This window comes from Kitasatospora sp. NPDC059462, from assembly GCF_042749955.1.
Taxonomy (GTDB): domain Bacteria; phylum Actinomycetota; class Actinomycetes; order Streptomycetales; family Streptomycetaceae; genus Kitasatospora.
Map to the genome: position 1 here is coordinate 1 of NZ_JBHYUU010000057.1, position 15,338 is coordinate 15,338.

The 15,338-nt window shown below is 77.1% G+C and carries 13 protein-coding genes and 1 riboswitch; of the genes, 9 read left to right on the plus strand and 4 right to left on the minus strand.

What is annotated here, in order from left to right:
- Positions 1 to 186: 186 nt before the first annotated feature.
- Entirely contained in the window at positions 187 to 1,263 is a 1,077-nt protein-coding gene (locus ACFXAM_RS16955) for an alcohol dehydrogenase catalytic domain-containing protein (protein WP_380291888.1), read from the minus strand.
- A 158-nt stretch (positions 1,264 to 1,421) separates the two neighbouring features.
- On the opposite strand from ACFXAM_RS16955, the gene ACFXAM_RS16960 reads away from it, so the two are divergent.
- The 5 genes from ACFXAM_RS16960 (at position 1,422) to ACFXAM_RS16980 (ending at position 7,481) form a co-directional block, all read left to right on the plus strand.
- A complete protein-coding gene (locus ACFXAM_RS16960; RefSeq protein ID WP_380291890.1) occupies positions 1,422 to 2,792 on the plus strand; it encodes a M48 family metallopeptidase in 1,371 nt (456 codons plus the stop codon).
- A 212-nt stretch (positions 2,793 to 3,004) separates the two neighbouring features.
- A complete protein-coding gene (locus tag ACFXAM_RS16965) occupies positions 3,005 to 3,661 on the plus strand; it encodes a class I SAM-dependent methyltransferase (protein WP_380291892.1) in 657 nt (218 codons plus the stop codon).
- 208 nt (positions 3,662 to 3,869) lie between these two features.
- Positions 3,870 to 5,162: a hypothetical protein gene (locus tag ACFXAM_RS16970; protein ID WP_380291893.1), complete on the plus strand. Its 1,293-nt coding sequence runs from the start codon at positions 3,870 to 3,872 to the stop codon at positions 5,160 to 5,162.
- Positions 5,163 to 5,169: 7 nt separating this feature from the next.
- Positions 5,170 to 6,297 (plus strand): N-acetylmuramoyl-L-alanine amidase, encoded by a 1,128-nt coding sequence (locus ACFXAM_RS16975; protein ID WP_380291895.1) that lies wholly within the window; start codon positions 5,170 to 5,172, stop codon positions 6,295 to 6,297.
- A 251-nt stretch (positions 6,298 to 6,548) separates the two neighbouring features.
- Positions 6,549 to 7,481, plus strand: coding sequence for a hypothetical protein (locus ACFXAM_RS16980; RefSeq protein WP_380291897.1), 933 nt, complete (start codon positions 6,549 to 6,551; stop codon positions 7,479 to 7,481).
- Positions 7,482 to 7,603: 122 nt separating this feature from the next.
- Here ACFXAM_RS16980 and ACFXAM_RS16985 read toward each other — a convergent pair whose 3' ends face one another.
- The 3 genes from ACFXAM_RS16985 to ACFXAM_RS16995 all read right to left on the minus strand — a co-directional run bounded on the left by ACFXAM_RS16985 (position 7,604) and on the right by ACFXAM_RS16995 (position 10,920).
- Complete coding sequence (locus tag ACFXAM_RS16985; RefSeq protein ID WP_380291899.1) at positions 7,604 to 8,686, minus strand: prenyltransferase; 1,083 nt, start codon at positions 8,684 to 8,686, stop codon at positions 7,604 to 7,606.
- On the minus strand, positions 8,683 to 9,456 hold the full coding sequence (locus ACFXAM_RS16990) for a class I SAM-dependent methyltransferase (RefSeq protein WP_380291901.1): 774 nt from the start codon (positions 9,454 to 9,456) through the stop codon (positions 8,683 to 8,685). Before ACFXAM_RS16990 ends, ACFXAM_RS16985 begins: the two co-directional genes overlap by 4 nt.
- 153 nt (positions 9,457 to 9,609) lie before the next feature.
- Positions 9,610 to 10,920 carry a glycosyltransferase family 4 protein gene (locus tag ACFXAM_RS16995; protein ID WP_380291903.1) on the minus strand — a complete coding sequence of 437 codons (1,311 nt, stop codon included), beginning with the start codon at positions 10,918 to 10,920 and terminating at the stop codon, positions 9,610 to 9,612.
- Positions 10,921 to 11,131: 211 nt separating this feature from the next.
- On the opposite strand from ACFXAM_RS16995, the gene ACFXAM_RS17000 reads away from it, so the two are divergent.
- The 4 genes from ACFXAM_RS17000 to ACFXAM_RS17015 all read left to right on the plus strand — a co-directional run bounded on the left by ACFXAM_RS17000 (position 11,132) and on the right by ACFXAM_RS17015 (position 15,310).
- Entirely contained in the window at positions 11,132 to 11,737 is a 606-nt protein-coding gene (locus ACFXAM_RS17000) for a TetR family transcriptional regulator (RefSeq protein ID WP_380291954.1), read from the plus strand.
- Positions 11,738 to 11,896: 159 nt separating this feature from the next.
- Positions 11,897 to 11,962: riboswitch (cobalamin riboswitch) on the plus strand.
- 116 nt (positions 11,963 to 12,078) lie between these two features.
- The gene (locus ACFXAM_RS17005) at positions 12,079 to 13,362 is read left to right on the plus strand and encodes a hypothetical protein (RefSeq protein WP_380291905.1); all 1,284 of its coding nucleotides are present in this window, start codon (positions 12,079 to 12,081) and stop codon (positions 13,360 to 13,362) included.
- Between the two features lie 116 nt (positions 13,363 to 13,478).
- A complete protein-coding gene (locus tag ACFXAM_RS17010; RefSeq protein WP_380291956.1) occupies positions 13,479 to 14,114 on the plus strand; it encodes an SCO2322 family protein in 636 nt (211 codons plus the stop codon).
- A gap of 56 nt (positions 14,115 to 14,170) precedes the next feature.
- The gene (locus ACFXAM_RS17015) at positions 14,171 to 15,310 is read left to right on the plus strand and encodes a CbiQ family ECF transporter T component (RefSeq protein ID WP_380291907.1); all 1,140 of its coding nucleotides are present in this window, start codon (positions 14,171 to 14,173) and stop codon (positions 15,308 to 15,310) included.
- Positions 15,311 to 15,338: the final 28 nt, after the last annotated feature.

Sequence of the window (15,338 nt, forward strand, 5' to 3'; positions counted from 1 at the left end):
GCGAGAAGACGGCCGAGGACACCGCGTCGCACGGCCGCCACCGCGGCCGGTCCGCCGCCGACGACCGCCCCGAGGCCGACCCGCACGGCCGCCACCGCGCCGCCGACGCGGCCGGCCGGGGCTGAGCGACCGCGCCGTGGGGCCCGCCGGAGCGTCCGGCGGGGCCCGCGGCCGTCCGGCCGGGCGTCAGCCCGGCGTCACCACCGTCCGCAGCGCCTCGCCGCCGCGCATCTGCGCGAGCGCCTCGTTGACGTCGGCCAGCGCCACCCGGTGCGTGATCATCCCGGCGAGGTCGATCCGCCCGGCCCGCCACAGCTCCACCACCAGCGCGACGGTGCGCGTCAGCGGCGCGCCGCCGTAGAGCGAGGGCAGCAGCCGCTTCTCGTTGAAGAACAGCTCGCCCATGCTGAAGCTCGCGAGGTCGTCCTGCGCCCCGGCGCCGATCACCACGACCGCGCCCCCGCGCCGGGCGGCGCCGTACCCGGCCCGGACGGTGGCCGAGCGGCCGACCGCCTCGAAGACGTAGTCGAAACCGCCGCCGGGCAGGCCCTTCGCCACCGCCTTGAGCTCCTCGGGCGCCAGCGCCTCGGTCGCACCGAAGGCCAGCGCCCGCTCCCGGCGGGAGACCACCGGGTCGACCACGGCGATCCGGCCCGCGCCGCAGACCCGGGCGCCCTGCACGGCCGCGACGCCCACCCCGCCGGCGCCGATCACGGCGACCGAGGCGCCCGGCTCGACCCGGGCGGTGTGGACGGCCGCGCCGATGCCGGTGGTCACGCCGCAGCCGATCAGCGCGGCCAGGTCGTAGGGGAGGTCGGCGGGCACCGGAACCACCGCGTCGCGCTCGACCACCACCTCCTCGGCGAAGGTGCCGGTGCCGTAGAACCCGGACGCCTCGCCCCCGCCGTAGCGGAAGTTGGGCGTACCGAGGCGCCGCAGGCTGGCCACGCAGAGGTGCGAGCGGCCGCGCTCGCAGTGCGCGCACCGGCCGCAGGGCGCCATCCAGCAGAGCACCACGCGGTCGCCGGCGGCGACGTCCGTGACGCCCTCGCCGACCTCGACGACGTCCCCGGCGCCCTCGTGACCGGGGACGAACGGCGCGGGCTGGGGCAGGACGCCGTTCATCGCCGAGAGGTCGGAGTGGCAGAGGCTGGCGGCGCGCAGCCGGACCCGCACCTTGCCGGGGCCGAAGCCCACGGCCTCGACGTCGTCACGGACGTCGAGCGACTCCTGACCGGTCGTGTGCAGGATGGCTGCGCGCATGGGGCTGCTCCCGGGTCCGTCGCGGATCGCTGGTCGGGGCGATTCTGGCACGGCGCGCCGGGGCCGAGTGGAACACGTTCCACCCCGGCACCGGCGTAGTGGAATCGATGGTTCCGGAGGGTTCCCCCGGTCCGTGCGCACTGGCATGATCGTCCGCCGTGCCCAACCCCGCCGCTCCCCCGTCCTCCGGGTCCGCGCCCGCGTCGCCGTCCGCGCCGTCGCCGTCCGCCGCCGACCGTCCCCGCTCCTGCCCGGCGTGCTCCGGGCCGATCGACCCCGACCCCCGGTTCACCGCCTGGTGCCCGGCCTGCGAATGGAACCTCGTCCCCGCCGAGGAGGCCGCCGAGGAGTGCGAAAGGTCCCCGAAGGACCTCGCCCGGGAACGGGCGGCGGCCGAGCGGACCGAGCGGCTGTTCCAGGAGGTCGCGGCGGGCCGCACCGACACCACCCGCCGCGAGTGGCTCGCCGCCTCGGCCCTCGCCGCCCCCGTCCACGCCGTCACCGTCGCCGTGGCGGGCGCTGCCGCCTGGCTGCTCGTCACCGGCAACACGCCGCTGCGCTGCCTGGGCGCGCTCCTCCTCGCCGTCGCCTTCCTGCTCCGCCCGCGGCTCGGCCGGGTGCCGAGCGGCACCGACGTGCTGAAGCGCGGCGAGGCCCCCGCGCTGTACGGGCTGGCCGACCGGGTGGCCGCCGCACTCGGGGCGCCGCCGGTCGGGGCGATCCGGGTCACCGAGGACTTCGACGCGAGCATGGAGGTCGTCGGACTGCGCCGGACGTCGGTGCTCACGGTGGGCCTGCCGCTCTGGGAGGCGCTGGACGACCGGCAGCGGATCGCGGTGCTCGGGCACGAGATCGCCCACCAGGTCAACGGCGACAACCGGCGCGGGCTGTGGCTCGGCTCGGCGATGCGGGCGCTGGCGCACTGGTACGAGCTCGCCCGGCCGGCCGAACGGAGCCGGGGCGGCTACGGCGTGGTCGCGCTGCTGTCGCTGATCGGCGACTACCTGGGCAACGCCTTCCTGCACCTGGTCAGCCAGGTGCCGTACCGGGCGTACCGGCTGCTCGACCGGCTCACGGCGCGGGCCGGCCAGCAGGCCGAGTACCGGGCCGACGGGCTGGGCGCCCGGGTCGCGTCCACGGAGGCGGCGAGCGGGGCCCTGGAGACGCTGCTGCTCGGTTCGGCGACCGGGACGGTGACCATGCGGCTGCGCGCCGAGATCCAGTCGCGGCCCCGGTCCGGGCGGCGCGAGGCCGCTCCGGCACCGGACGTCACCGAGCTCTGGCCGCAGCTGCGCGCGCACCTGGCCGCGATCCCGCCGCTGGAGCGCGAGCGGCTGCTCCGCCGCTCGCGGCGGGCCGGCCACACCGTGGACGCCTCGCACCCGCCGACCCACCTGCGGCTGGCGCTGCTCGCCCGGCAGGCCCCGCTCCCGGCGGCCGTCACCTGCGCGCCGGACGAGGCCGCCGCCGTCGCCGCCGAACTCGCCCCGCACCGCACCCGCGTCGCCCGTACCCTCCTCGCCGGCTGACGGGCGGCCCGGACACCCGCCCCGCCCCCGCCCCCGCGCCCGCCCCGGCGCAGGACGTCGGACCGGCCGACTTCCTGCGCCGAAGCCCCCGCCGCCCCGGCGTCCGCCGTGCGGAGAACCGGGTGGGGGCGGGCTCGGGGGCGGGGGCGTACCGTCGAGTAGGGTCCGACGGCGAGCAGGGAACACTGGACCACCCGTCGAGGAGCAGCACCATGTCCGACCTCCTGGAAACCACGCGGCCCCGGCCCGAGGTGCTGGCCGCGTTCGAGGGAGCGACCGGGTTCATGCCCGTCGACGAGGGCCTCGCGCTGTACGCCGCCGCCGTGACCGCCGCGCGCCGGACCGGGCTGCCCGTGCTGGAGATCGGCACCTACTGCGGCCGCTCCGCGATCCTGCTGGCCGACGCCGCCCGGGAGGCCGGCACGGTGGCGCTGACCGTCGACCACCACCGCGGCTCCGAGGAGCAGCAGCCCGGCTGGGAGTACCACGACCCGACGCTGGTCGACCCGGAGGTCGGCCGGATGGACACCCTCCCCCGGTTCCGCCGCACCCTGCACGCGGCCGGCCTGGAGGAGCACGTGGTCGCCCTGGTCGGCCGCTCGCCGCAGATCGCGGCCCTGTGGGGCGGGCGGCTCGCCCTGGTCTTCATCGACGGCGGCCACACCGACGAGCACGCCACCGCCGACTACGAGGGCTGGGCGCCGCACCTGGCGCCCGAGGGCCTGCTGGTGGTCCACGACGTCTTCCCCGACCCGGCGGACGGCGGCCAGGCGCCGTACCGGGTGTACCTGCGGGCGCTGGCCGAGGGCTTCGAGGAGGTCTCGGTGACCGGCTCGCTGCGTGTCCTGCGCCGCCGCACCGCCGGCTGAGCCCCGGCCCGGGCGGGTGTCCGGAATCGGCCGACCGCTCCCACGCGCGATCACGGATGCTCTAACGTCGTGCCGGGGCTGCCGGGCGGGGGCGCGAACGGTACGGTGTCCGCGCGGTCGCGGACGCCCGCGAGCGCGGCACGGCCGCATGACACCAGCAGAGCATCCGGGCGGAGCGCACCCGGGCCGACCGTGGGGGCCAGCACAGATGACGGACCAGCAGAACACCGCTCCGGCGGTCTGGGACCCGACCGCCCGGGGCGGGGCGGGCGGCTGGGTGCGCGGTCCCCAGCAGCCCTCCGCCCCGTCGGCCCCCGCCGCACCCCCGACCGCTCCCGCCGCACCGCCGCGCCCCCCGCAGTCACCGGCCGGACCGCCCGCCGACGACGCCCCGACGGCCGTCATCCCGCAGCCGGTGGCGCCGCAGCCCGCCGCACCCGGCCCGCTGCCGCCCCGGACCGCCCCGGCGTTCCCGCAGGCCGCCCCGGGCGGCGGCCCGTCCTACGGCGCGCAGCCCCCGCAGCAGGCCGCCTTCCCGCCCCCGCCCCAGCAGGGGTACGGCGCCCAGGCCCCGTACGGCCACCCCGGCCACCCCCGGCCCGGTTACGAGCAGCCCGGTCACGACCCGTCCGGCTACGACCCGTCCGGCTACGAGCAGCCCGGTTACGACCCGTCCGGTTACGACCGGGCGGCCCCCTACGGCCGGCCGGACTACCCCCAGCCCCCCTACCCGGCCGGCCGGCCGGAGTACGACGACGAGGACGGCCCCCGCAACCGGCGCGCTCCGCTGCTGATCGCCTTCGCCCTGCTCTTCGTGCTGGCCCTGGGCGGCGGCATCCTCTGGGCGGTCCGGGACACGGGTTCCACCACCGACCAGGCCGGCCCCGCCACCCCGTCCCCCGCCGCCACCGGCACCGGCGACGCGTCCGGGAACCCGCCGCCCGCCCCGGCCCCCAACGGTTCGGGCGCACCGGCCCCGACCGCCTCCGACACCGCGCCGGCGAGCGCGACCCCCACCCCGACCGAGACCACCGGCGGGCCCAACGCGCAGTCCCAGGCCAAGGCGCTGGACGAGCTGCTCACCCAGGGCGAGAGCGCCAAGGCCCCGATCGGCAGCGCGGTCGCCAAGGTGAACAGCTGCCCGGCCAAGCCCGACATCGAGTCCGCCGCGCAGACCTTCGACAGCGGCGCCAAGCAGCGCGACCAGCTCCTCACCAAGCTGGCCACGCTGAGCGTCACCGACCTGCCGGGCGGCGCGGACGCCGTCCAGTCGCTGAAGTCCGCCTGGCAGCTGTCCGCCGACATCGACCGGGCGTACGCGAGCTGGGCCCGTACGGTCGCCAACCAGGGCTGCTCGGGCGCCGCGCCGAACACCGCCGACAAGAAGCGCGCCGACGAGCTCAACCCCCAGGCCACCCAGGCCAAGAAGGACTTCGTGACGAAGTGGAAGGTGATCGCCGACCAGTTCGGACTCACCGCCCGTACCCAGGACCGGATCTGAACCACCCGTGACGCGCACCACGCACCACCCGGCCGAACCCGCCGAGCCGATCGAGCCCACCGAGCCCGCAGACCCCACGGACCCCGCCGAACCCGCCGGGCCGATCGAGCCGCCGGACCCGGCGGACCCGGCCGGCGCCCCAGCCCCCGGCGCCCCGCGCCGGCGCTCCGCGCTGCGGCGCACCGCGACGGTGGCCGGCGTCCTGGCCCCGCTCGGCCTGGCCGGCTGGCTCGGCTGGCAGGCCGTCGGCAGCCCCGACCCGAGCGCGCCGTCCGCCGCCTCCACCTCCCCCGCCGCCTCCGCGACGGCCGCGGGCCCCGCACCGGCCGCCCCCGGCACGGCGAGCGCGACGACGAGCGGCCCGACGAGCGGCACGACGACCGGAACGCCGGCCCCCGGCACGAGCGCCGCCCCCGCCGACCCCGCGTTCCCGGCCCCGGCCCCCGGCGCCGCCACGGCCACCACCCTCACCGGCCGCACCGTCCTGCTCGACCCGGGCCACAACACCGGGAACTCCGCCCACACCACCGACATCAACCGCAAGGTCGACATCGGCAACGCCCGCAAGGAGTGCGACACCACCGGCACCGCCACCAACGCCGGCTACACCGAGGCCGAGTACTCGCTCGACGTCGTCCACCGGGCCCGGGCGATCCTCGCCGCGCGGGGCGCCACCGTGGTCCTGGTCCACGACGGCGACCGGTCCTGGGGCCCGTGCATCGACGAGCGCGCCCGGATCGGCAACACCGCCCACGCCGACGCGGCGGTCTCGGTGCACGGCGACGGCGGCCCGGCGAGCGGCAGCGGCTTCCACGTGATCATGCCCGCCAGGGTCGTCGCGGGCACAGCGGACACCGCCGCGATCGTCGGCCCCTCGCACCGGCTCGGCCTGCTGCTGCGCGAGAACTTCCACGCGGCGACCGGCGAGCCCTACGCCGACTACACCGCGAACCAGGGCCTGGACACCCGCTCGGACCTCGGCGGACTGAACCTCTCGACGGTCCCCAAGGTGTTCATCGAGTGCGGTAACATGCGCAACCCGGCGGACGCCCGCCGGATGACGGATCCTCAGTGGCGCCAGCAGGCCGCCCAGGGGATCGCCGACGCGCTGACGGCGTTCCTGACCACCCGGTAGGAGGCCGCCGGGGCCCGGCGGAGCCTGGCGGAGTCCGGCGGGCCCGGCGGAAGGGGTCGGAACCGCGTGGTTTGCAACGACTTCGCCCCATTCCCGTGCCCTGCCGTGCACCCGCGCAGCCGTTGGCCCTAGGCTTCTGGTCCGTTCGGGGTTTTCCGGCCGGTCAGCGGACCGGACGGGCGCCGACACCACACCGGCCGAGCGCCGGAACGAAAACCGCCGACCACGACACACCAACGAGGGGAACGTTAGTGAATCTGCGCGCTCTCACCAAGGGAGACGCCGCCGTCGCAGGTGCGGCCGTCCTGCTCTTCATCGCCTCCTTCCTGCCCTACTGGACCGTCGACTGCAAGGGCAAGTACTGCGGCGACACCTCGACGAACGCCTGGGACAGCGTCCTGTTCCCCGTGCTGCCCTCGGTCTTCCTGCTCGGCATCCTCGCCGCCGCCCTGATCCTGGTCCAGCGCTTCCAGGGCCAGGCGGCCGCGAACCGCCAGATCCTCGGCCTGCGCCTGGACCAGTGGGGCATCGCCTTCTCGGTGGCCGCGCTCTGGGCCGCGCTCTGGTCGCTCGGCGGCGGCCTGGAGGGCATCGACCACGGCATCGGCGCCTGGCTCGCCGTCATCGCGCTGATCGTGCTGGCCGGTGCGGCCGCCGGCGGTCAGCTGATCCCCGTGCTCAAGACCCCGCTGGTCACCGACCGCCCGGCCGCCCCGGCCGCCTTCCAGCCCGGCGGCTACCCGGCCCCGAGCCAGCCCGGCCAGCCCGGCCCGCAGGGCCACTACGGCTACCCCGCCCCCGGTCAGTCCGGCGGCTACGGCTACCCGGCCGCGGGCCAGCCCGGCCAGCCCGGCGCGCAGGCCCCGGGCCAGCCGCAGGACGTCGCCGCCCAGCAGGCCGCGGCCGCGCAGGCCGCCGAGGCCGAGGCCGCCCGCCAGGCCGCCGCCCAGCAGTCCGCCCAGCCGCAGCCGGCCCCCGCGGCCGACTTCGCGCCGTTCTGGTTCGCCGTCCCGGCGCCGCGCCAGCTGGCCCCGAAGGACGGCCCGGCCGGCGCGCCGGTCGGCGAACTCGTCCCGGGCACCTGGTACCTGGCGGTCGAGCAGCGCGGCACCGCGCTGGTCGCCCAGCTGCAGGACGGCACCCAGGGCGTGCTGGCCGACACCTCGGGCATCCAGCGCGGCTGACCCCGCAGGGCGCGCGAAGCGCGACGCACACCGTGGGCGCACGCCCCCGACGCCGAAGGGGCGGGACCGGATTCCTCCGGTCCCGCCCCTTCGGCGTACCCGCCGCGGAGCTCCGTCCCCGCTCAGCAGCAGTCCTGGACCACCAGCCCGGCCGGCAGCTCCTCGCCGCCGAACACCGCCACCGTCGCCGGGTCGCCGCCGAGCGCCGCGACCGCCAGCAGCAGCGCCCCCGCCGTCCAGGTGGTGCGCTCCTCGGGCCAGATGGCGTCGTCCTCGAAGACGTACCCGGTCCAGTACGAGCCGTCCTCGTGCCGCAGGTGCTTCTGGATCCAGCGCAGGATGTCCACCGCGCGGTCGGACTCGCCGACCGCCCAGAGCGCCATGGCCAGCTCGGCGCTCTCGCCGCCGGTCACCCAGGGCCGGTCGCTGACGCAGCGCACGCCGAGGCCGGGGACGACGAAGCGGTCCCAGTCCCGGGCGATCCGCTCCAGCGCGGCCGGGCCGCGCAGCGCGGTGCCGAGCACCGGGTAGTACCAGTCCATCGAGTAGCGGTCCTTGTCGAGGAACCGCTCGGGGTGGTGGGTGACGGCGTGCCGCAGCCGGCCGGCCGCGAGCTCCCAGTCGGGCTGCGGCTCCTCCAGGTAGTCGGCGACGGCCAGTCCGCAGCGCAGCGCGTGCAGGATGCTGGACGAGCCGGTGAGCAGCGCCTCGTCCGTGGCGGCGCCGTGCTCGTCGACCCGCCAGGCGATCGGGCCGCCGGGCAGCCGCTGGGCGACGATGAAGTCCAGCGCGCGCCGGACGGTCGGCCAGATCCACTCCAGGAAGGCGTCGTCGCCGGTGGAGAGGTGGTGGTGCCAGACGCCGACGGCCACGTAGGCGCAGAAGTTGGTCTCCTTGGCGGCGTTGCAGACCGCGCCGTCGGCGTGGCCGGGCTGCCCGTAGGCGTAGCCGGCGTACCAGGAGCCGTCCGGGTTCTGACGCGCGGCCAGCCAGCGGTAGGCGGCCTCGGCGGCGGCGTGCTCGCCGGCGGTGTCCAGCGCCATCGCCGCCTCGGTGTGGTCCCAGGGGTCGAGGTGGTGGCCGCGGAACCACGGGACGGCGCCGTCGGGCTGCTGCTCGGCGAGGATGCTGTGGACGGTGCCGGCGGCCTGCTCGGCGTCGAGCACCCCGTCGAGCAGCAGGACCTCCGGGACGGCGGCGGTCACTCCGCCCCGCCCGCTGCCCGGTCCGCCGTGCCGCCGCGCTCCGCGGTCCGGTGGGGCTTGGACGCGTAGGCGACGAAGCTCTTGCCGATGACCGGGTTGAGCGCCCGCTCGGCGGCCTTGGTGAGGGTACTGATCACGGGGGTGCCGACGATGTCCCAGACCAGCAGCTGGTGGTACGCCTTGACCGGCAGCGCCTTGTCGTTGTTCACGCCGACCGCGCACTTGATCCACCAGTACGGCGAGTGCAGCGCGTGCGCGTGGTGGGTGCCGTACGGCTCCAGGCCGGCGTCCTTGAGCTTGTCGAGCAGTTCGTCGCCGCGGTAGATCCGGATGTGGCCGCCCTCGACCTCGTGGTACTCGTCGGAGAGCGCCCAGCAGATCTTCTCGGGCAGCCAGCGCGGCACGGTGACGGCGAGCAGCCCGCCGGGCTTGAGGACCCGGAACATCTCGGCGAGCACGCCCCTGTCGTCCGGGATGTGCTCCATCACCTCGGAGATGATGATCCGGTCGAAGTGGCCGTCCTCGAACGGCAGGGCCAGCGCGTTGCCCTCCATCGCGACCGCGGACGCGCCCTCGGGCGCCTCGCCGGCCTGCTCCATGGCGGCGAACCACTTCCTGACCTCGGCGATCTCCTCGGCGTTCTGGTCGAGGGCGATCACGTCGGCCCCACGCCGGTAGCACTCGAACGCGTGCCGCCCCCCGCCGCAGCCCAGGTCGAGCACCCGGTCGCCGGGGGCGAGCGGGAAGCGCGAGAAATCAACGGTCAGCACTGCGGACTCCCATTCCTTCGGTACCCAAGGTCCCTGACGCCGGGTCAGAGAAAGCGCGGGGCGCACGGCGCGGGCCCGGGGCGGGCGGGGCGGCGCGCACCACCGCCGGCGGGTGCGGTGGGCCGGCCGGCCCACCGGTCGCCGCGGACAGCGTCAGGCCACGTAGCGCCAGCCCGGCCCGGAGCGGGCGCGGCTCCCGGCGCCGGTGGCGATCGCGGCCCGGTAGCCCTCGACGGTCAGCTCGGCGGCGCGCTCCCAGGTGAACCGGGCGAGCACCCGCGCCCGGCCGGCCTCGCCGAGGCTCGCGCGCAGCCGCGGGTCGTCCAGCAGCCGGCCGAGCGCCGACGCGAGCGCGTCGGGGTCGCCCGGGGGCACCGCCAGACAGCTCTCCCCGTCCGGTCCGGCGACCTCGGGGATCGCCCCGCCGGTGGTGGCGACCAGCGGGGTGCCGGTGGCCATCGCCTCGACGGCCGGCAGCGAGAAGCCCTCGTAGAGCGACGGCACGCAGGCCACCTCGGCCGAACGGTAGAGGTCCACCAGCTCCCGGTCGGTCAGCCCGTGCCGGAACTCGATGTGCTCCTCCAGCCCGAAGGCGCGCACCGCGCGGGCGATCGGCCCGTCGTCCTTCTGCGGCTTGCCGACCACGACCAGGTGCGCGTCCCGCTCGGTGCGGACCTTGGCCAGCGCGCCGACCAGGTGCACCAGGCCCTTCAGCGGGACGTCCGCGCTGGAGGTGGTGACGATCCGTCCGGGCACCCGCGCCACCGTGTCGGACGGCGACCAGAGCCGGGTGTCGGCGCCGACCGGCACCACCGAGACGGCGTGCGGCGCGGCGCCCAGGTGCTCGGCGATCTCGCGCTTGGAGGTGCCGGAGACGGTGATGATGTGGTCCAGCCGGGCGGCGACCCGGCGCTGCATCCGGGTGAAGGCGTACCAGCGGCGCAGCGACAGCCGCCTGAGCCGGCTGGTGGCCGCGTCCAGTTCGACCCGGCGGTCCACGGTGATCGGGTGGTGGATCGTGGTGACGAGCGGGAAGCCGTGCCGGCCGAGGCCGAGCAGGCCGTAGCCGAGCGTCTGGTTGTCGTGCACGACGTCGTAGCGGCCGCGGTGGCGGGCCAGGTACTGGCGGGCGCGCAGCGAGAAGGTCAGCGGCTCGGGGAAGCCGCCGGTACGCATGGTCAGGTACTCCAGGACGTCCACCGGCCCCCGGTACTCCTCGCGCGCCGGGGTGCGGAAGGGGTCGTCGGCCCGGTAGAGGTCCAGGCTGGGCAGTTCGACGAGCCGCACCGAGCCGGGGCCCGTGACCTCGTCCAGGACGGGGTACGGCTGGGCGCCGATCACGTCCACGTGGTGACCGATCCGGGCCAGCTCACGCGACAGGTGCCGTACGTACACGCCCTGGCCGCCGCAGAACGGGTCGCCGCGGTACGAGAGCAGGGCAATCCGCAGCGGCTGCGCGGTCATCGTCGGCCCTCATCTCTGCTGCTGTCTGTGCTGCCGGTCGGTAAAGTAGATCAGGTTTCAGTGGGTGTGGAGTCCACCGGTGACCATGTGAACAATGAGAGACCTCGAAGATACCGGCCCGTAGCTTCCGCTCAGGATCCAGGGCTGGTGATTCGCGCCACGCCCGGGAGCGTCCTTGCCGTCGTCATCGTCACCGCCCTCACCGCCGCCCCTGCCGTCCCCTCGGGCACAGGCTCCGCCGCAGGAACCGCCGCTCACCGCCCGGCAGGCGGAGCGGCGGCGGCGGATCCTGCGGACCGCGACCGCGCTGGCGGCGCGCGGGGGGTACGACGCCGTCCAGATGCGGGAGGTCGCGGAGGGCGCGCAGGTGGCGCTGGGCACGCTCTACCGGTACTTCCCGTCCAAGGTGCACCTGCTGGTGGCGGTGATGCTGGAGCAGCTGCGCGGCCTCCAGGAGCAGGTCCGGCGGCATCCGCCGAGCGAGTCCGAGCCGGCGCCGCGGGTCGCCGAGACGCTCACCCGGGCGTTCCACGCGCTGCAGCGCGAACCGCTGCTGGCCGAGGCGATGGTCCGGGCGCTGTCCTTCGCCGACCGCTCGGTGGGCGCCGAGGTGGACCAGGTCTCGGCCGCCACCGGACAGCTCATCCTGGACGCCATCGGGCAGTCCGGACCGCCCACCGAGGCGCAGCGCGCCGCCGTCCGGGTGATCGAGCACACCTGGCACGCGGCGCTGGTCGCCTGGCTCTCCGGCCGTGCCTCGATCGCCGAGGTGCGGGCCGACCTGCACACGGCGGCCCGGCTGCTCACGCTGCCCTGACCGCGCCCCGCCGGGCCGCACCGCGCCCCGCGGCGGCGGCGGGGCGTTGTCCCGGCGGGTGAACTGGAACCTGTTCTCACCCGGCCCGCACCGGGCCGCCCGGCCCGGCGGCTAGAGTCGACGGGCAGGACAACTCCATCCGCTCCTCCTCCGGGGAAAGCCGGTGCGAATCCGGCGCTGACCCCGCAACCGTGAGCCCGGCGCCCGTCCGCCGGGCGAGTCGGAGTGCCCGGGGAGGGGCGAGCGGCCCCGCGTCCGGCGGACCACCGCCGGGCACCGTCGAGGACTACGGAACGGCCCGCCCGGGCCGGCACCGCTCACCGAAAGGCACACCTCCGATCATGCTGACCGCCGCCCGTCTGGGCGCCGCCGCCCTGACCGCCGCGCTGCTCACCGGCACCGCCGCCGCCCCGGCCCTGGCCGACACCCCGGGCACCGGCACGGCCTCGGCCGCCGCGATCCCCGACGGCCTGTACGGCAAGGGCGACCCCGGTTACGACGGCGTCTGGCGGCAGTCGCTCGCCCTGACCGCGCTGACCGCCGCCAAGGTGACCCCGGCCGACTCCGCCGTCGCCTGGCTCACCGGCCAGCAGTGCGCGGACGGCGGCTGGCCCTCGTACCGCGCCGACGCCTCGGCCGCCTGCGACCCCGCCACGGAGGACAGCAACGCGACCGCCGTGGCGGTCCAGGCGCTGGTCGCCCTCGGCGGCCACCAGGACGCCGTGGACAAGGGCGTGCAGTGGTTCAGGGCCAACCAGAACGCCGACGGCAGCTGGGCCTACAACCCCGGCAACCCGGGCGACGCCAACTCGACCGGCCTCGCCGTCAACGCCCTGCTCGCCGCCGGGGCCGACCCGGCGGCCGTCGCCAAGGCCGGCCGGAACGCCTTCGACGGGCTCGCCCTCTTCCAGCTCGGCTGCGCCGCCCCCGCCGAGCAGCGCGGCGGCTTCGTCTACCAGACCTCGCCCGACGGCACCCCCGCCGAGGCCAACGGCCTCGCCTCCGGCCAGGCCTCGCTCGCCGCGGCCGGCGGCAAGCTGCCGGTCACCAACACCAACCGCACCGACGCCGCCCCCAAGGCCCTGGCCTGCCCGGAGGGCGGCGCCGGCGCCACGGCCGTCCCGCGCGCCGACTCCGGCGAAGCGGCGGGCGCGTACCTCACCGCGCGGTTCGCGGCGAACGGGCAGCACCTGACGCTGACCCTGCCCGGCGCCGCCCCCGCCCCCGACTACGCGGCCACCGCCTGGGCCGCGCTCGGCCTGGTCCAGGGCGGCCACCCGCAGCAGGCCGCGGGCGCCGTCGACTGGCTGGCCAAGGAGGGCGGGACCTGGACCAGGGGCGGCACCGACGCCGCCGCCACCGCCACGCTGGTGCTGGTCGCCCAGGCCGCGCAGCGCGACCCGGCCGCCTTCGGCGGGGCCGACCTGGTCGCGCAGCTGACCGCGCTCGGCCCGGTGCCCAAGGCCACCGGCGCCGCGTCCGCCCCGGCGACGGCCTCCGCCCCGGCGAAGAAGGACGACGGCGGCTCCCTCGACAAGTACTGGCCGCTCGGCATCGGCCTGCTGGTCGGCATCGGCGGCGGCCTCCTGCTGAGCCTTCAGCGCAAGCGCGGCCAGAAGCTGTGACCACCCCCGGCCGGGCCCCGCGGCCGGCCCCGCCGGCGGACACCGTCACCACCACCGCCGCCGGGTCCGGGACCCGGCGGCGGGTGGTGCGGGCGGCCGTGCGGTTCGCGGCCGGGATGATCACCGGGGTGCTGATCCTGCTCGTGCTCGGAGCGGCGCAGGCCCAGGCCGCCGGGTACCGGTACTGGTCGTTCTGGCGCTGGTCCGACGGCGGCTGGGCGTACCAGCAGCAGGGTCCCGCGGTGCACGTCCCGGCGGACGGCGCGGTGGACGGCTGGCGGTTCGCCGTCAGCCCGGACGGCGGGCAGGACGCCGCCCGGCCCGGGACGCCCGGGGACTTCTCCGCGGTCTGCGCCGGCACGCCGGCGGAGGCCGGGCGCAAGCGGGTGGCCGTGGTCCTGGACTTCGGGGCCGCCGCCGACGCGCCCGGCGGGGAGAGCCCGCCGGCGCCGCGCACCGCGTGCGCCGTCGTCGCGCCCCGGGCCAGCTCGGCGGAGGTGCTGGCCACCGTCGCCCCGCCGCTGCGGTACGACACCAACGGCCTGCTCTGCGCCATCGCCGGCTACCCGCGCGGGGGCTGCGCCGACCAGCTCGGCGCGGCCGGCGCGCCACAGGAGGGCGAGCGCCCCGCGCAGGGCGCGAGCGCCGCCCGGACCTCCCCGAGCGGACCCGTCCTCGGAGTGGGCGCCGGCCTCGCGCTGGTCGTCGCGCTCGGCGTGGGCGCCGCCTGGCAGGCGCACCGCCGCCGCTGAGCGCCCCGGTGCCGCGCCCCACTCCCCCTCGACCGCCCCACCCCCTGGACCCCACCGTGCCCCCACCCCGCGCCGCCCGCCGCCGGCCCGCCGCCGGACCCCGCCACCTCCACCCCGGGGCCTGGTGGCTGTGGGCGCTCGGTCTGGGCGCGGCCGCCACCCGCACCACCAACCCGCTGGTGCTGCTCCTGCTCGCCGCCGTCGCCGGCTACGTCGTCGCCGCCCGGCGCGGCGACGCGCCCTGGTCGCGCTCCTACGGCGCGTTCCTGCGCCTGGGCCTGCTGGTGCTCGGCATCCGCCTCGTCTTCGCCGTCCTGCTCGGCTCGCCGGTGCCCGGCACCCACGTCCTGTTCACCCTGCCCGAAGTCCCGCTCCCCGACTGGGCGCAGGGCGTGCGGATCGGCGGACGGGTCACCGCCGAGGGCCTGCTCGCGGCGCTGTACGACGGACTGCGGCTGGCCACCCTGCTGGTCTGCGTCGGCGCGGCGAACGCCCTCGCCAGCCCGGCCCGGCTGCTGCGCACGCTCCCCGGCGCGCTCTACGAGGCGGGCGTCGCCGTCGTGGTCGCGATGACGTTCGCGCCCAACCTGGTCGCCGACGTCCAGCGGCTGCGCGCCGCCCGCCGGCTGCGCGGACGCACCGACCGCGGCATCGCCGCCGTGCTCAGCGTCGGACTGCCCGTCCTGGAAGGCGCGCTGGAGCGCTCGGTGGCGCTGGCGGCCGCGATGGACACCCGCGGGTTCGGGCGCACCGCCGCGGTGCCGCGCCGGCTCGCCGTGCTCACCGCCGTCCTCACCCTGGCCGGGCTGCTCGGGATCTGCCTGGCCGCGTACGGGCTGCTGACGGCGGGCGGCGGCGGGTGGGCGCTGCCGGTGCTCCTGGCCGGACTGGCCGCCGCCTTCGCCGGGCTGCTGCTCGGCGGCCGGCGCTCGGTGCGCACCCGCTACCGGCCCGATCCGTGGGCCCTGCCCGAGTGGCTCACCGCCGGGTCCGGGATCGCGGTCGCCGCGGCGACGGCCTGGCTCGCCTCGCTGGACCCGCTCGCGTTCGCCCCGACCGTCGTCCCGCCGACCGCGCCCGTCCTGCCGGTCACCGCCGCGGCGGCCGTCCTGCTGGGCCTGGTCCCCGCGTTCGCCGCCCCGCCCCGCCGTCCACCACCGCGGACCCGCACCCCCCGGCCGTCCCCACCGATCTGACCGCCCCGGCCGACCCGGCCGGGCCCCG

Excerpts from the sequence above, each read along its gene's own strand:
- ACFXAM_RS16955 (WP_380291888.1), bottom strand. The coding sequence starts at position 1,263 with ATGCGCGCAGCCATCCTGCACACGACCGGTCAGGAGTCGCTCGACGTC.
- ACFXAM_RS16965 (WP_380291892.1), top strand. The coding sequence starts at position 3,005 with ATGTCCGACCTCCTGGAAACCACGCGGCCCCGGCCCGAGGTGCTGGCC.
- ACFXAM_RS16970 (WP_380291893.1), top strand. The coding sequence starts at position 3,870 with ATGACGGACCAGCAGAACACCGCTCCGGCGGTCTGGGACCCGACCGCC.
- ACFXAM_RS16995 (WP_380291903.1), bottom strand. The coding sequence starts at position 10,920 with ATGACCGCGCAGCCGCTGCGGATTGCCCTGCTCTCGTACCGCGGCGAC.
- ACFXAM_RS17005 (WP_380291905.1), top strand. The coding sequence starts at position 12,079 with ATGCTGACCGCCGCCCGTCTGGGCGCCGCCGCCCTGACCGCCGCGCTG.
- ACFXAM_RS17010 (WP_380291956.1), top strand. The coding sequence starts at position 13,479 with ATGATCACCGGGGTGCTGATCCTGCTCGTGCTCGGAGCGGCGCAGGCC.